Origin of the sequence: Janthinobacterium sp. FW305-129 (assembly GCF_020858115.1) — a bacterium.
GTDB lineage: Bacteria > Pseudomonadota > Gammaproteobacteria > Burkholderiales > Burkholderiaceae_D > Janthinobacterium.
The window spans coordinates 306679-322497 of record NZ_JACYMM010000007.1 but is presented as its reverse complement, the minus strand read 5'-3'; the positions used below and the strand labels follow the sequence as shown (position 1 = coordinate 322497).

Sequence of the window (15819 nt, the reverse complement as noted above, 5' to 3'; positions counted from 1 at the left end):
CCTAGACACTGGTTCCCCACAGCAATCCGTGGCACCATGGCTGCGCCGTTTTGCCTGCAAAGCGGCCTCCATCGGACCAACCAGGAAACCCACCATGTCGTCATATCGCACCTTCGCCAGCAGCATGCTGCTCGGCCTGGCCGCAGCGGGCATTGCCCATGCGCAAGCCCCCTCCCCTGCCGCCGCCAACACCGATCCCCATTTGTGGCTGGAAGAAGTCCTCGGCGACAAGCCGCTGGCCTGGGTCAAACAGCATAATGCCGTCACCACGAAGGAACTGGAAAGCCAGCCCGGCTTCGCAGCCCTGCAGGCGCGCCTGAAAACCATCCTCAACTCGAAGGAACGCATTCCCTACGTCAGCAAGGAAGGCGAGTATTACTACAATTTCTGGCGCGACGCCCAGCACGTGCGCGGCATCTGGCGCCGCACCACCCTGGCGCAGTACCAGCAGGCCGAACCCGCGTGGGAAACCGTGATCGATCTCGACCAGCTGGCCGCCGGCGAGAGTGAAAACTGGGTCTGGGGCGGCGCCTCCTGCCTGTATCCGAAGGGCGAACGCTGCCTGATTTCCCTGTCGCGCGGCGGCGGCGACGCCAAGGTGGTGCGCGAATACGACGTGGCGAAACGCGCGTTTGTCGACGGCGGTTTTACCCTGCCCGAAGCGAAGGGCAGCGCCAGCTGGATCGACGCCGATACCCTGTTCGTCTCCACCGATTTCGGCCCCGGCTCGATGACCAGCTCCGGCTACCCGCGCATCATCAAGGAGTGGCAGCGCGGCACGCCGCTGGCGCAGGCGAAAACCTTGTATGAAGCGAAACCCGACGACCTGAGCGCGGGCGCCTACAAGGATTTCACGCCCGGCCACGAACACCAGTTCATCGAGCGGCAGATCGATTTCTACAGCGGCGAAATGTTCTTGCGCGACGGCGCCGGCTTGAAGAAAGTGCCGAAACCGGACGACGCCACGGCCTTCACCGTGCGCGACCAATTGATCATCACCCTGCGTTCGGACTGGAAAGCGAACGGCAAGACCTATGCGCAAGGCTCGCTGCTGGCCACGGATTTCAAGGCCTTCATGCAGGGCGGGCAGGCGCTGGAAGTGCTGTACGCGCCCACGGCCACGTCGTCGCTGGACAATGTCACGGCGACGAAGTCGGCCATCCTCGTGACCACCCTGGACAAAGTGAAAAACCGCCTGACGGAACTGCGCCACGTGAACGGCAAGTGGCAGCGCCGCGCCGTCGATGCGCCGAAACTGGGCACCCTGGCCGTCAGCGCGCTCGATCCCGTCGACTCGGATCAGTATTTCCTGACGGTAACAGACTTCCTCAATCCGACCACCCTGTACCTGGGCACGGCGCAGAGCGACAAGCGCACGAAAATCAAGTCGCTGCCCGCCTTCTTCGATGCCGCGCCGTACAAGGTGGAACAGTTCGAATCGACGTCGAAGGATGGCACCAAGGTGCCGTATTTCGCCATCATGGGCAAGAAGACGAAGTTCGACGGCCGCAATCCCACCGTGCTGTATGGCTATGGCGGCTTCGAAGTGTCGCTGAAACCGAGCTACAGCGGCATCATCGGCGAAGCGTGGCTGAACAAGGGCGGCGTGTACGTGCTGGCCAATATCCGCGGCGGCGGCGAATTCGGCCCCCGCTGGCACCAGGCGGCGCTGAAGGAAAACCGCCAGCGCGCGTATGACGATTTCATCTCCGTGGCGCAGGACTTGATCAAGCGCAAAGTCACCAGTCCGCGCCACCTGGGCATCATGGGCGGCAGCAATGGCGGCCTGCTGACGGGCGCCGTGCTGGTGCAGCGTCCCGATTTGTTCAACGCCGTCGTCAGCCAGGTGCCGCTGCTCGACATGCGCCGCTATAACAAGATGCTGGCGGGTGCCTCGTGGATGGGAGAATACGGCGACCCGGACGTGGCGGAACAATGGGCTTACATCAGCAAGTACTCGCCGTACCAGAACGTCTTCAAGGACAAGAAATATCCGCGCGTGCTGTTTACCACCTCGACGCGCGACGACCGGGTCCACCCCGGCCATGCGCGCAAGATGGTGGCGAAGATGGAAGAGCAAGGCCACGACGTGCTCTACTGGGAAAACACGGAAGGCGGCCATGCGGGCGCCGCCAACAACGACCAGCAGGCGCTGATGTGGGCGCTGACCTACACCTTCCTGCACGAGCAGCTGAAGTAAAGAAGTTGAAGTAAACGGGGCCCGACGGGCCTTGCGCAAGCAGAAACGCCTGCACCGGAGACTCCGGCGCAGGCGTTCTGCATTTGGCCTTTACTTCGCCTGCGCGCTGGGGCGCTCGGCGATGCGGTCGCGGTAAGTTTGCAGGTTGGATAAACCTTCCGCGCCGGGACGGTACTTCATCAGCCCGCGCGCGAATTCCAGCGCGCAGAAGGCCGTGATGTCGGCAATCGTAAACCGCTCGCCGGCGATGTAGGGCTGGCTGGCCAGCACCTGGTCCAGCCATTGCGCCGTTTCGCGCAGCTTGCCCGCCTGCGCCGTGGCGAAATCGGGAAACTGCGGGTTTTCCAGCGCCACCAGGGCCGGATGGCCGTGGCGCACCCAGTTGGCGGCGGCGCTGAACAGGTGCAGTTCCACGCGGCGGTCGGCCATTTCAATGAAGGCGCGCTCCTCGAAGCCTTCGCCCATCAGGTTCGGCTGCGGCTGCAAGCCTTCCAGATACGTGCAGATGGCGCGCGTCTCGGTCAGCACGCGCCCGTCGTCCAGCTCCAGCACGGGCACGCGGCCCAGCGGGTTTTTCGCCAGGAAGGCGGGATCGCGGTGCTGGCCCGCCATCAGGTCGAGCGCCACTTCCTCGATGCCGGTAATGCCCTTCTCGGCGATGAACATGGTGACGCGGCGCGGATTGGGCGTGCGGGGGCTGATAGTCAGTTTCATGTGCAGGTCTCGTCTCGTTGTAGTGGTGGATGGTGTTGACAATCATCTGAAGGACTGGCCGGTGGCAGTACGGTCAGTCGCCCATCATACCAGCGCACCGCCATGGTGCGGCACCCCTGGCGCGTTGACTTTGCCCCCGTTTCGCCTTAGATTGCTGTACGGGAACGCTGGCCTTCAGTTCCAGCGATGTCCCCCAACCGCCATCAACGCCCACGGCCTATCCGGCCGGCGGGCGTTTTACTCATGAACGAAGGGCATACCATGCATCGCACACCGACTCCGCGTTTCCGCCGCAGCCAACTGGCCGCCGCCATCCTGGCACTGACCGCCGCCACCGCCTTCAGCCCGGGCCACGCCGCCCCGGCCGCCAGGCACGCCTCGGCCAGCCACGCCATCGGCACCACCACGCAGCTGCCGCGCGGCGTCACGCCCTTGCACTATGCGCTGTCGATCACGCCGGACGCCGCCGCCGCCACCTTCAAGGGCGCAGCGGCCATCAAGGTGGCCGTCGACACGCCGACGGCCAGCATCACCTTCAATGCCTTGAACCTGGCGTTTGCCGCCGCCGCCATCGAAGGCGCGGGCGGCAGCAAGCAGGTGACGCGCAAGGTCGATATCGATGCGGACAAGCAGACGGCCACCGTGCATTTTGCCCAGCCGCTGGCCAAGGGCGAATATCTGCTGCGCATCGACTACAGCGGCAAGATCGGCACGCAGGCGACGGGCCTGTTCTCGCTCGACTACGACACGCCGCAGGGGCGCCAGCGCGCGCTGTACACGCAGTTCGAAAATTCGGACGCGCGCAGCATGCTGCCGTCGTGGGATGAGCCGGACTACAAGGCCACCTTCGCGCTGGACGTGGTCGTACCAAGCAACCAGATGGCCGTCGGCAACATGCCCATCGCCAGCAGCGAAGAGCTGGGCAATGGCATGAAGCACGTGTATTTCGCCACCACGCCGCGCATGTCGACGTATCTGCTGTTCTTCGGCCTGGGCGACTTCGAACGGGCGACAAAGATGGCCGACGGCACGGAAGTGGGCGTCATCACGAAAAAGGGCGCGCTGGCGCAAAGCCGCTTCGCGCTCGACGAGTCGGCCGCCCTGCTGCGCGAGTACAACGATTATTTCGGCGTGCGCTATCCGTTGCCCAAGCTCGACAACATCGCCGCGCCGGGCCGCAGCCAGTTCTTCGGCGCCATGGAAAACTGGGGCGCCGTCTTCACCTTCGAATACGGCTTGCTGCTCGACCCGGCCATCTCGACCCAGTCGGACAAGGAAAACATCTACACCACCCTGTCGCATGAAATGGCGCACCAGTGGTTCGGCGACCTGGTCACCATGCGCTGGTGGGACGACCTGTGGCTCAACGAAGGCTTTGCGTCGTGGATGGAAAGCCGCACCACGGAGCGTCTGCACCCCGAGTGGAACACGGCCCTGTCCAACGTGGGCGGGCGCGAATCGGCCATGAGCCAGGATGCGCTGCGCACCACGCACCCGGTGGTGCAGCGCATCGCCACCGTGGAACAGGCCAGCCAGGCCTTCGACGGCATCACCTATCAAAAGGGCGAGGCGGTGATCCGCATGCTCGAAGCGTATGTGGGCGCCGACACGTGGCGCACGGCCGTGCGCAGCTACATGCGCAAGCATGCGTATGGCAATACGGTGTCGGACGACCTGTGGCGCGAAGTCGATGCGGCCGCGGGCAAGCCCGTCAGCGCCATCGCCCATGATTTCACCCTGCAGCCGGGCGTGCCGATGATCACCGTGGGCGACGCCGTGTGCAGGAAGGGCAGCACGCGCGTGACCCTGACGCAGACGGAATTTTCCAAGGACCAGCCGGACAAGAAGCCGCTGTCGTGGAAAGTGCCGGTGATCGCGTCGACCGTCGGCAACGGCAAGCTGGCCAAGGTGGTGCTCAAGAACGGCAAGGCCACCCTGAACGTGCCTGGCTGCGGCGCGCTGCTGGTGAATGCGGGCCAGAGCGGCTACTACCGCACCCTGTACGAGCCCGCCGGCACGCACGCGCTGGCGGGCAGCTTCGCGCGCCTGGCGCCGATCGACCAGCTGGGCTTGCTGGCGGACAGCCAGTCGCTGGGCATGGCGGGCTTGCAAGACCCGGCCGGTTTCCTGGAACTGGTGAAAGCCACGCCCCTGTCGGCCGACCCGCAAGTGCTGGGCCGGGTGGCCGGGTCGCTGAACGGCCTGTATGAACAGTATGCGGGCGATGCCGCGCGCCAGCAGGCTTTCGGCCGCTTCGCCATGGCGCGCCTGGCGCCGATGATGGCGCAGACGGGCTGGGAAGCGCGCGCCGGCGAAGCGTCGAGCGTGGCGACCCTGCGCGGACGCCTGATTGCCATCCTCGGCGACATGGGCGAGCCCGGCGTGATCGCCGAGGCGCGCCGCCGCTACGCGGCCAGCGAGCAAGACCCGTCCGCCATGCCCGCGCCGCTGCGCCGCACCATCCTGGGCGTGGTGGCGCAGCATGCGGACGCCGCCACCTGGGAGCAGCTGCACGCCAAGGCGCAGCAGGAAAAGACGCCGCTGGTGAAGAACCAGCTGTACGACCTGCTGGCCTCGAGCGATGATCCCGCCCTGGCGCAGCGCGCGCTGGCGCTGGCGCTGACGGAGGAACCGGGCGTGACCAACAGCCCGGCCATGATCTCGCGCGTGTCGCGCAGGCATCCGGAACTGGCCTTCGACTTTGCGCTGGCGCACCTGGAGCAAGTCAATGCGCGCATCGACGCCAGTTCGCGCAGCCGCTACTTCCCGCGCCTGGCCGCCGGCTCGGCGCAGCCGGAGATGATCGCCAAGCTGGAAGCGTACGCGCAGGCCAACCTGCCGGCCAGCGCGCGCGGCGACGCCGACAGTTCCGTGGCCGGCATCAAATACCGCATCAAGGTACGCGCCGAGCGCCTGCCGGCCGTCGATGCGTGGCTGGCAAAACAGGCCGGCTAAGTGGCTTCCCGGCGCCGCGGCGCCGGGAAGTGATGAAAACGCAGGCAAAAAAAACCGGCTTCGCAAGGTGCGGTAGCCGGTTGAAACGCTGTTTCAGAGCGCAGGGATAAAACGGGAAAAACACATGAAAAAGTGGAAATCGTGCCGGTCATTGAGGTGTCCGGCAACCTTGCGCCCGGGGTTTCCGTGCGCCATGTGTCCACTATGCCAGTCCTTCATTGAGTCAGGCTTAGGACTTCATTAAATCCCCGCCCAATTCCTGCATTTCCCTTGCCCCGCCCTGCGGATCTTGCCATAAAACAATTTTTACATGTCTGGTGCCGATGGTTGAGCTCACCGGCTAAGCTGTTGAGTCATGCCTGCATCCTATCGCTCCCGGAACGTAGTGATTTGCGCACCGCATGCTGTGTGCCAACGAAAGCATCATAGCAGCGCCATATGACCGCCTTATGACGTAGCTCTAACATTGCGCGCGCGCCGCCGCGCGGATCGCGTACCATTCCCCCATCGCCCTTGTCCCTTCTGCCCCCATGTTCAGCCAGAACCGCCGCCCGCCCTCAGCCATCCGCACCGCCTTCCTGCTCGCCTGCGCCGTGCTGGCGTCCTGCACGCCCCTGCCGCCGGCGCCGGCTCCCGCGCTGGCCGTTCCTGCCGCCCCTGCCGCCATGCCCGCGCCCGCGTGGCAGCAGCCGGGCATGCAGCTGCTGCACATCGTGCCAGCAGAATCCCTGCTGACCATCACCGTGCGCCGCGGCGGCGCGCTGGCGCGGCTCGGGCATGACCACGTGGTGGCCAGCCGCACCCTGCAAGGCGTGGTGGCGCCCGCGCCGGGACGCGCGCAGTTCCGCTTCCGCCTGGACGAGATGAGTGTGGATGAAGCCAGCCTACGCCAGGCGGCCGGCCTGGCGACGACGCCGTCGGCCGACGCCATCGCCGGCACGCGCCACAACATGCTGGTGCGCGTGCTGGACGCCGAGCGCTATCCGTGGGTCAGCATCGAGGCGCGCCGCACGGGCGACCAGCAGGAGTTCGATGCGGACATCACCCTGCATGGCGTGACGCGCGCGGTGCGCTTGCCCGTGCGGATCGAGCAAGCGGCCGATGGGCGCAGCCTGCAGGCCAGCGGCAGCCTGCTGCTGAAACAGAGCGACTTCGGCATCGTGCCGTTTGCCGTCCTGGGCGGTGCCATGGCCGTGCAGGACCAGATGGAACTGGCGTTCCGGATTACCGCCCGGCAAGACCTCAGCGCGCCAGGATCAGGCGCAAGCCCAGGCCGATGAAAATGGTGCCGGCCACGCGGTCCAGCCACAGGCCGGCGCGCGGGCGGCGGTTCAGCCACAGGCCGACGGCGCCGGAAAAATAGCCGAGCAAGCCGAACAGCACGCACGCCTGCGCCGTGAAGACCAGGCCCAGCTGCGCCGTCTGCCAGCTGGCATTGCCCTGGCCGGCGACGATAAACTGCGGCAGGAACGAGAGGAAAAACAGCACGACTTTCGGATTGATACTGTTGGCAAACAGCCCTTTGCCGAACAAACGCAGCAAGGACTCGTCGGGCAAGGCGGCCGCGCCATCGACTCTGGCGCCGCCACGGCTGCGCAAGGCGCCGATGCCCAGCCACACCAGGTACAGCCCGCCAGCCACTTTCAGCGCCGTAAAGGCCGTGGGCGAGGCGGCCAGCAGGGCCGATACGCCGATGGTCGCCAGCACGGTATGCGTGAGGCAGCCAAGGGCGCAGCCCAGGCCGAAGGCCATGCCCTGGCGGCGTCCGCGCGACATGCCCACGCCCAGCACCATCAGGTTGTCGGGGCCGGGACTGGCGGTGATCAAAACGGCGGCGGCCAGGAAGGCCAGGAACTGGTCGGGACTGAGCATGAAGATCTCGCAGGCAAAAGCCGACATGATACCGGAGCGGCCGCCATGCCGGCAGGGCAGGAAATTGCCCGTGTGTCACCGAGAGTCGATTAAAATGAGCACTCCACAGCAAACGGCGTTGCCGCCATTTCCCGCGCGACCACCACCCAATCCATCGATGCCAGCCCACCCGCCCCTTTCCCGCCACCGCGCTCCCAGCTCCCGCGTCTGCGCCTGGCTATGCGGCTGGCCGCTCCTGCTCGGCCTGCTGTTCGGCCTGCTGGGCCTGGCGGGCGCGGCGCAGGCGGCACCCTTGCCCCTGAGCAAGCAAGGCATCGCTCATCTGGACGATGGCGGGCAACTATTTCTCGCCGGTAATGACGCCGCGCCTGCCGATGCGGCCGCCCTGCCCGCCTGGCTGGAGCGCCAGCGCCCGGCCGGCCAGGTCGACCTGTTCGGCGGCGCCTACTGGCTGCATGCGCAGGTGCGCAACGACAGCAGCGAAGCGGCCTGGGTCATCGACCCGAACGACACCCTGATCGACCTGGTCGACGTCTACGTGTATGGCCCCGGGCCGCACACGCCGCCGCGGATCTTGCTGACGGGCTACCAGCGTCCGCACGAGTATTTGTTGCACTACGGCAGGAACGTGCAGCTGGCGCCAGGCGCCACGTATGACATCCTGATCCGCTTTTCCAGCCCTTATTACGCGCGCGCACCCCTGTTCGGCGTGAAGACGCAGCAAGACTACCGCAAGCTGGTGGGCAAGGAAAACTTCCTGATGGTGGCGTCCATCGGCGCCCTGCTGGCGCTGGGCCTGTTCAATTTCTTCATCTTTTCCATCACCCTGGACAAAGCCTCGGCGTATTACGCGCTGTACGTGCTGATGTATGGCCTGGCCTGGGCCATGACCTTCCACGTCTTTGCCGACCTGTTCGACTGGCACCAGCTGCAGCTGCATTACGTGCCGTTTTTCCTGCTGCCCGTCTTCAGCACCCTGTTCTACATGCATTTCCTGCACCTGCGCGACTACTCGCCCCTGCTGTATCGCCTCAGCAAGGTCAACCTGGTGCTGCCCCTGCTGCTCTTGCCCAGCTGCTTCTTCGCCCTGTCGTATGCGCACACGCTGGCCACCATCGCCATCAGCATCTGGATGCTGCTCGCGCTCGTCTGCGGCATCGTCGTCTGGCGCCGCGGCTACCAGCCGGCGCGCTTCTTCGTGCTGGCCTTCGTCGCCCTGATGCTGCCCGGCTTTCTGATCCTGCCGGCCAACCTGGGCCTGATGCCGGCCATGGTGGCCAACGCCCAGCTGGTGACCTTGCTCGGCGGCACCTTGGACGGCTTGCTGCTGGCCTTTGCCCTGGCCGACCAGATCCGCCTGCTGCGCAACAACCTGGAACAGCGGGTGCAGGAACGCACCCTGGCGCTGACCCTCAGCAACGACGCCCTGCTGAAAGCCAAGGAGCACGCGGAAGTGGTCAGCCGCCACCGCATCGATTTTCTGTCCGCCATGAGCCACGACATCCGCACGCCGCTGGCCGGCGTGATCGGCATGCTGAAATTCGCCCTGCGCGACCAGTCCGTCAAGGGCCGCACGCAGGAATACCTGCGCATCGGCCTGCACAATGGCGTCTCGCTCTTGACCATTCTCAATGACATCCTCGACTTTTCCAAGATCGACGCGGGCAAGCTGACCCTGGAAACGGTGGATTTCGACCTGCTGGCGCTGATCGGCGACGCGGCCGGCATCGTGCAGGGCCAGGCCGACGCCAAGAGCCTGCTGCTGCGCCGCGAACTGGCGCTGGACTTGCCCCGCTACGTGCGCGCCGATCCCACGCGCCTGCGGCAAATCCTCATCAACCTGCTGGGCAACGCGCTGAAATTCACGGCGAATGGCGAAGTGCTGCTGGAAGTGCGGCGCGCCCGCACGCCGCCGCGCCGCGATGGCCGCAGCGACATCGAATTCATCATCAGCGACACGGGCCCCGGCATCGACGCGGACACCTTGCCGCGCTTGTTCCAGAAATTCGAGCAGGCCGACCATTCCACCACGCGCCGCTACGGCGGCACGGGCCTGGGCCTGGCCATCTGCAAGGAACTGGTCGAACTGATGGGTGGCACGATCGGCGTGGAAAGCCGGGTCGGCATCGGTTCGCGCTTTCATTTCACCTTGCCGCTGACGCCCGGCAGCGCGCCCGCGGCCGATGCGCGCCGGCCGGCACGCCAGGCGCGCCATGCCTGCCGCCTGCGCATCCTGTGCGCCGAAGACGTGCGCACCAACCAGATCATCATCGGCACCCTGCTCGAAAGCATGGGCCATGACGTGACCATCGTGGAAAACGGCGAGCAGGCGCTGCGCGCGCTGGGATCCGGCCCCTACGACTGCGTGCTGATGGATGGCCGCATGCCGGAAATGGACGGCGAACAGGCCGCGCGCCTGATCCGCGACGGCGGCAACGGCCAATTCCCCATTCCCGACGCGCACATTCCCATCATCGCCCTGACGGCCAACGCCAGCGAACATGACCGGCAACGCTACCTGGCCGCCGGCATGGACGACTTCCTCAGCAAGCCCGTCGACGAAGCGCTGCTGTTCGAGAAAATCGACGCCGTCATCGACCTGCTGCTGGCGCGCGGCCACGCCCTGCCGCCCGCTGCGTCCGCCGGGGACGACACGCTGGCGCGCCAGTTCGGCCTGGACGACGCCAGCGGCGCGCAACCGCAAACGCCGGCGCCGGCCGATCCCATGACGGCGCCCGTGCACATCCTGCCGCTGGCGGGCCTGTCGCCGCAGCACTTGCAGCGCATCGCGCAAGCGTTTTTGACGGAAGCGCCGCGGCGCCTGGACCTGGCTTGCCACGCCGTGCGCGACGGCAATGCCAGCGCAGCGGCCGCCGCCTTCCACGCATTGAAAGGCAGCGCCGGCTACCTGAGCCGCCCCACCCTGCACGGCCTGTGCCACCAGATGGAAACCCTGGCCTCGAATGGCCAGCTCGATAACGTGGAGCAATTCCTGCCGCAGCTGCAGGCGGCGCTGGAGGTGGCGCGGCGCGACCTGGAAAATCAGCCTGGAGCCTGAGGCAGCCAGCCACGCGATTGCAGCCACGCCAGCAACAGCCGCGGCCAGGCGGCCGGCTCGCTGCCCGGCTTGCCCAGGCCCCAGCCATGGCCGCCGTGCCGGAACTGATGCAGCTCAAACGGCACGCCCGCGCGGCCCAGCGCGGCGGCCATCAATGTACTGTTTTCGGGCGGCGACACGCGGTCATCGAGCGCCTGCGCGATGAAGGCGGGCGGCGTGTGCGCATCGACGTGCCATTCCACCGACAGCGCATCGCGCGCCGCCTGCGTGGGGCGAGCGCCCAGCAGCTCTTTCTTCGCATGCGTCGTGTCGAACGGCGGCTGCATGGTCAGCACGGGGTACAGCAGCACGACGAAATCGGGCCGCGCCGATACGGCATCGATCGCATCGGCGGGCGCATACAGGGCGGCGGCCGGCTGGACGGCCGTCATGCCGGCCAGGTGCGCGCCGGCGGAAAAACCCAGCATGCCGATGCGCGCCGGGTCGATGCGCCACTCGGCGGCGCGCGCGCGGATCACGCGCATGGCCCGCTGGCCATCCTGGAACGGCGCGCCGACGCCGCCGCCCTCCCGTGGCAGGCGGTACACGAGTTCAAACGCCGTGATGCCCTGCGCCTGCAGCCAGGCGGCGACCGGGCCGCTTTCCTTGCCCGCCTCGATATGCGCATAACCGCCGCCGCTGACCAGCAGGATGGCCGTGCCGTTCGGCTGCGCCGGGCGGTGCACGAGCAGGTAAGGCTGCTCCACCTGCGTGATGGAACCCCTGGCGCTGGCGCGCTGCGGCCCCGGCGCCGCGCCACCGGGCGGCGCGCCGGGCCACAGGAAAATCGCGCCGGGCGGCGCGGCGCTGGCGTGCAGATTGATACAGATCAAACACAGTAACAGCAGGCCTTGCATCACTAGAAATCCGTCTCGCCCTGGATCACGGCCGGATAGCCCGTCATGGCGCGCGAGGTCTGCATGCCGGCCATCACGGCCGCCTCCACGCAGCCCGCATTGATGCCCGTCCTGATCCAGTCGCCCGTCAGGAACAGGTTACTGAAGCCCGACTGGTCGGTGGCCAGCCGGTACTGCGTGCTGTTCACCACCGACATCACGTAGCGCTCGGACGGGTCGACGTTGGCGCGCCAGTACTGGCTGTCGAAGCGCGCCGGCCCCGTGCCCTGCTTCGCGTCGACCAGCCATTGCCACGGGAACGCGCCCGGCGCGCCCGCCTCGGGCCACAGCGCGCCGATCTCGCGTTCCAGCTGGTGCAGCGCACCCTGCTTCGCCCTGGCCGCGCAGCGGGCGGGGAAATCCGTGTCGGTGACGGGCGGGTAGCTGTCGACGGGGAAGGCGCTGCAAAAATACGAGACGTTTTTCGGTTCCAGCCCCGCCGGCCAGTCCTCGTGCGCCAATAGTTGATCCATCGGCGCCCACGTATCGTACGGCTCCGTGAAGGCCGACAGCACGGGCTGCTGGCCCTTCGGCTGCGTGGTCCAGCCCATCTGCGCCAGGTTTTTGTTCAGCCATACCTGATAGGCCTGCGTGGCCACCGTTTTCACCTTGTCCGATGCCAGTTGCAGGGCCGGGCTTTGCGCCAGCAGCTGCGGGCACAAAGCCGGCAGCGAGCCGATGGAAATGCCGAACACCACCTTGTCAAAATCGACGCCCTTCTTCAGGATCGTGGCGGGCAGCTGCCGGCCGAACGCCTGCTGGTACTGCTGCGGCCAGTCGCTCCAGTACGATTCCAGGTTGACTTCCTGCCCTTGCAGCAGCGCCGCTTGCGCCGGATCAAGCTGCGCATAATCGGGCGCGCTGGGCCAGCAAGCCAGGCCCTTGACGTCGACCAGCGGCGCATAGCCGGCAGCCGGGTCCTTCAATTGCACCTGCTGCGTGATGCGGATGCTGTCGATGTCGCCCGCGCCCGGCACCAGTTCTTCCACGCGCTGGAAGAACCTGAATTCCACGCCCCGTTTTTTCAGCACCTCGTACAGCGGCGTAAAAATCGTGTCGCCCATGCCGGCCTGCATCTTGAACATGATGCCGCCCTTGTAGGCCAGGCCGATGCGCGCCATCGCCCGCAGCAAGGTGCCCGCCTCGATGTTCGGCTTGGCGAAATCGCCGCCCTCGTAGGCGAACACCAGGTCGTAAAAGCCGCGCACGGGCGCCGAATTGACGCTGAACTGCTCGTCGCCGCCATGTTTTTTGAGCCAGGCACGGAAATCGATGTCGTTGATGACGTCGAAGCCGTGCTTGAACACGCCATCCTCGAACATGCCTTTCATGACCGTGATGCCCAGGTCCAGGCAGGTGAACAGGCGGCGCAATTCATCGTCGCCATCGATCAGGGCGCGGTAGCGCAGGCGCAGCCAGGCGCGGATGCCGTTCAGGGTGCTGGCCAGCAGCTGGTGGCGGGCCTGGTCGTGGCGCGTGGAATCGGGCGCCAGGTCGGCCACCAGGGCCGCCAGCGCGCCCACGGACAGGCCCACGTCCAGCCCCAGTTCATCGGCCTGCCCCACCACTTCATCGGCCAGGCGGCGCAGCCAGCCCGGCCACACGCCTTCGCCTTGCGAGGCACTGGCACGCACGATGCGCGCATCGGCATCGGCCACCTGCCGGATCTGGCGCAGCCACTGCTCGATCCAGCCCACCATGGCGATGGCCATCTGCCACAGGGTGATGTCTTCGCCGCCCTCGCCCGGCTCGCCCGGCAAGGTGGGAAAGACGATCGACCAGTTGCGCCACTTGCCCTTGACGTCTTCCGACAGGGCCACGTAATCGTGCTGCTTGAAAGCGTCGCGCCAGGTGGCCAGCGGCGATCCGGGCGGGCGCTCCAGGCTGGCATACGCTTCCTTGATCATCCTGAAGGCGTTCGCGTAGAAGCCGAACCAGATGTGCAAGCCGTGTTCCTCGATGCGCTGGCCCGCCTGCGCATTGCGCCCGCTGGCGCCCTTGCCGCCCAGGCGCCAGCCCAGCTGGTAGACGGTGATGGCGTGCCGGTTTTGCCAGCCCGGCTGGTTCGTCAGATAATACGCCGCCGTCATGGCGGCCACGCCGCCGCCGAGGATGGCGATCTTTTCCGGCGCGATGCGCGAATTGTCGACCAGTTCCTCGCCCGGCATGGCCGTGAAGTCGAAATTGACGTTGAACGGCAAGATCGCCGCCTGCGGCCCCAGCTGCAAACCCAGGGTCTGGTCCAGCGGGAAGCTGTCGAAGGCGTGCAAGGTGCATTCGTATTCATAGCCGAGCAGGCGCGCGCTGTGCAGGCGGTTGATCTCGGCCGGCGCGGCCACCAGGGCCTGGTACACGGCTTTCACGCCCGCGCTGTCGGGGAATTGCTTGAGGAAGATCTGGTCGATGCGCGGATTGCGCAGCAGCGACAGGATATCGGCCCAGCCGGCCTGGTCCATGTCGAAGAAATCGGGGATGGAGAGGAAAATCTGGAATGCCTGCTCGATGAGTTCCAAAAAGCTGTTGACGGGTTTGTGCGGCCCCGTCTGCACGGTGGCATTGACTTCGAGCAGCGGGTGCAGGGCCAGTTTCGTTTCCGGCGAGAAATGCTGGAAACCCTTGGCGGCGACGGAACAGCGCAGCGGCTCGCTGCCGGCGGCGGGAATCTCGTAGTCGCACAGGTATTTCGGATAGCCGAACAGTTCGCGCCCGTTGATCAGGGCCATCGCGTCATCGACAAAAATATGGCATGGATACCAATAGATATGCGCGAGCTTGCCGTGTTCATCCATCTGACCGACCATGATCCAGGTGACGATGTCGACTTCCGTGATCCAGCCCTTGGCCTGGTCCACGGGGTTGCTTGAATCCGCATGGTTGACACGTGTAAACGTCAGCATCACGTACGGCGACAGGGCTTTCAGGGTCATCTTGCTGCCCGCCACCTGGTTCAGGGTGGTATTCACGGTCGCTTGCAATTTCGCCAGATCGCCGCGGACGAAATAGCCGTACATTTCCGACTGTTTCAATTGCAGCGGCGCATGCATCATCACCGAACCGCCCTGATAGATATACGAAGGTCTTGCAGAAGGTGTCGCCGTCATTGCCCTGTCCCCTTTAAGTTTCATTCAAACAAGATTTCTACAGTGTATTTGAGAAAGATCAATGAATGATATGAAATAAATTAAAGGATTTGCCAAGATGCATAGGCTCAGCCGGAAGGGGCAGGGACAAGCGTGAGGCAAGCGGCAGCCATCCGGTGTAGGATGGATCATCCGTGCAAAGCAGGCGAACTGACCCTGAAATGATTACTACCGACTACGTATCCACCTATTCCGGCAACCGCTTTTATCCCTTGCGCCCGCATATCGACAAGGTCGCCATCGAAGACATCGCCCACGGCCTCGCGTACCAGTGCCGCTTCAATGGACAGACGCAAGTGTTTTATTCGGTCGCCCAGCACAGCCTGATCGTCGCCGAGCTGGTGCCGCCCCCTTTGCGCCTGGCCGCCCTGCTGCACGACGCGGCCGAAGCCTACCTGGGCGACATGGTGAAGCCCTTGAAAGTGCTGCTGCCGGAATTTGCCGTGCTGGAAGACAAGGTCAGCGCCATCATCGCCGCCACGTATGGCCTGGATTTTTCCGACTACGCCCCCATCAAGCGGGCCGACCTGATCGCGCTGGCCACGGAAAAGCGCGACCTGATGCCGCACTCGGCCGAGCGCTGGGCTTACCTTGACGGCATCGCCCCCTTGCCCGGTATAATCGAGGCCATGGGCCCGGCCGAAGCCAAGCAGCGCTTCCTGCATGCGTTTGCCCGGCTGAGCGGGCTTGGGCTTGCGGCATGACGGCGTTTGCCCAGCCTCGCGAACGGGCGCTAAGCCCCGGTTTTTGCACGGCTTTTTTAGATATCCACAGCAACTGTGGATAAAGTTGTTGATAAGCCCCTCTTGACAAGCCGCAACGCCAGTATTGATGCGGGTTTCAATAATTTGCTGATTTCACAGGCAATTTTTTACCCCAATGAAATCAATGACTTAGGATCATGGGTTTGCGCCAACGCAAAGTTATTCGACAGCCATGAAAATA

The 15819-nt window shown here is 65.4% G+C and carries 9 protein-coding genes; 5 read left to right on the top strand and 4 right to left on the bottom strand.

Features of this window, described 5'->3' with window-relative positions:
- Positions 1–94 precede the first annotated feature (94 nt).
- Complete coding sequence (locus IGS61_RS16660) at positions 95–2200, top strand: prolyl oligopeptidase family serine peptidase (protein ID WP_230540689.1); 2106 nt, start codon at positions 95–97, stop codon at positions 2198–2200.
- Between the two features lie 90 nt (positions 2201–2290).
- Here IGS61_RS16660 and IGS61_RS16655 read toward each other — a convergent pair whose 3' ends face one another.
- Positions 2291–2914, bottom strand: coding sequence for a glutathione S-transferase family protein (locus IGS61_RS16655; RefSeq protein ID WP_230540688.1), 624 nt, complete (start codon positions 2912–2914; stop codon positions 2291–2293).
- A gap of 261 nt (positions 2915–3175) precedes the next feature.
- Between IGS61_RS16655 and IGS61_RS16650 the strand changes: the two genes are divergently transcribed.
- Positions 3176–5869, top strand: coding sequence for a M1 family metallopeptidase (locus IGS61_RS16650; RefSeq protein ID WP_230540687.1), 2694 nt, complete (start codon positions 3176–3178; stop codon positions 5867–5869).
- A 530-nt stretch (positions 5870–6399) separates the two neighbouring features.
- Positions 6400–7149 (top strand): YceI family protein, encoded by a 750-nt coding sequence (locus IGS61_RS16645; protein WP_230540686.1) that lies wholly within the window; start codon positions 6400–6402, stop codon positions 7147–7149.
- Here the strand turns inward: IGS61_RS16645 and IGS61_RS16640 are convergent.
- A complete protein-coding gene (locus tag IGS61_RS16640) occupies positions 7112–7741 on the bottom strand; it encodes a LysE family translocator (protein WP_034754929.1) in 630 nt (209 codons plus the stop codon). The two genes, IGS61_RS16645 and IGS61_RS16640, sit on opposite strands and share 38 nt — an antisense overlap.
- 94 nt (positions 7742–7835) lie before the next feature.
- Between IGS61_RS16640 and IGS61_RS16635 the strand changes: the two genes are divergently transcribed.
- Positions 7836–10799, top strand: a complete 2964-nt coding sequence (locus IGS61_RS16635; protein WP_230540685.1) for a hybrid sensor histidine kinase/response regulator — start codon at positions 7836–7838, stop codon at positions 10797–10799.
- On the opposite strand, the gene IGS61_RS16630 is transcribed toward IGS61_RS16635, so the two are convergent.
- Complete coding sequence (locus IGS61_RS16630; protein ID WP_230540684.1) at positions 10784–11695, bottom strand: alpha/beta hydrolase; 912 nt, start codon at positions 11693–11695, stop codon at positions 10784–10786. The two genes, IGS61_RS16635 and IGS61_RS16630, sit on opposite strands and share 16 nt — an antisense overlap.
- A gap of 2 nt (positions 11696–11697) precedes the next feature.
- The gene (locus tag IGS61_RS16625) at positions 11698–14835 is read right to left on the bottom strand and encodes an NAD(P)-binding protein (protein ID WP_230540683.1); all 3138 of its coding nucleotides are present in this window, start codon (positions 14833–14835) and stop codon (positions 11698–11700) included.
- A gap of 200 nt (positions 14836–15035) precedes the next feature.
- Here IGS61_RS16625 and IGS61_RS16620 point away from each other — a divergent pair, with 200 nt between their 5' ends.
- On the top strand, positions 15036–15578 hold the full coding sequence (locus IGS61_RS16620) for a phosphohydrolase (protein ID WP_230540682.1): 543 nt from the start codon (positions 15036–15038) through the stop codon (positions 15576–15578).
- The last annotated feature ends 241 nt before the right edge of the window (positions 15579–15819 follow it).

Excerpts from the sequence above, each read along its gene's own strand:
- IGS61_RS16660 (WP_230540689.1), top strand. The coding sequence starts at position 95 with ATGTCGTCATATCGCACCTTCGCCAGCAGCATGCTGCTCGGCCTGGCC.
- IGS61_RS16655 (WP_230540688.1), bottom strand. The coding sequence starts at position 2,914 with ATGAAACTGACTATCAGCCCCCGCACGCCCAATCCGCGCCGCGTCACC.
- IGS61_RS16650 (WP_230540687.1), top strand. The coding sequence starts at position 3,176 with ATGCATCGCACACCGACTCCGCGTTTCCGCCGCAGCCAACTGGCCGCC.
- IGS61_RS16645 (WP_230540686.1), top strand. The coding sequence starts at position 6,400 with ATGTTCAGCCAGAACCGCCGCCCGCCCTCAGCCATCCGCACCGCCTTC.
- IGS61_RS16640 (WP_034754929.1), bottom strand. The coding sequence starts at position 7,741 with ATGCTCAGTCCCGACCAGTTCCTGGCCTTCCTGGCCGCCGCCGTTTTG.
- IGS61_RS16635 (WP_230540685.1), top strand. The coding sequence starts at position 7,836 with ATGAGCACTCCACAGCAAACGGCGTTGCCGCCATTTCCCGCGCGACCA.
- IGS61_RS16630 (WP_230540684.1), bottom strand. The coding sequence starts at position 11,695 with ATGCAAGGCCTGCTGTTACTGTGTTTGATCTGTATCAATCTGCACGCC.
- IGS61_RS16625 (WP_230540683.1), bottom strand. The coding sequence starts at position 14,835 with ATGACGGCGACACCTTCTGCAAGACCTTCGTATATCTATCAGGGCGGT.
- IGS61_RS16620 (WP_230540682.1), top strand. The coding sequence starts at position 15,036 with ATGATTACTACCGACTACGTATCCACCTATTCCGGCAACCGCTTTTAT.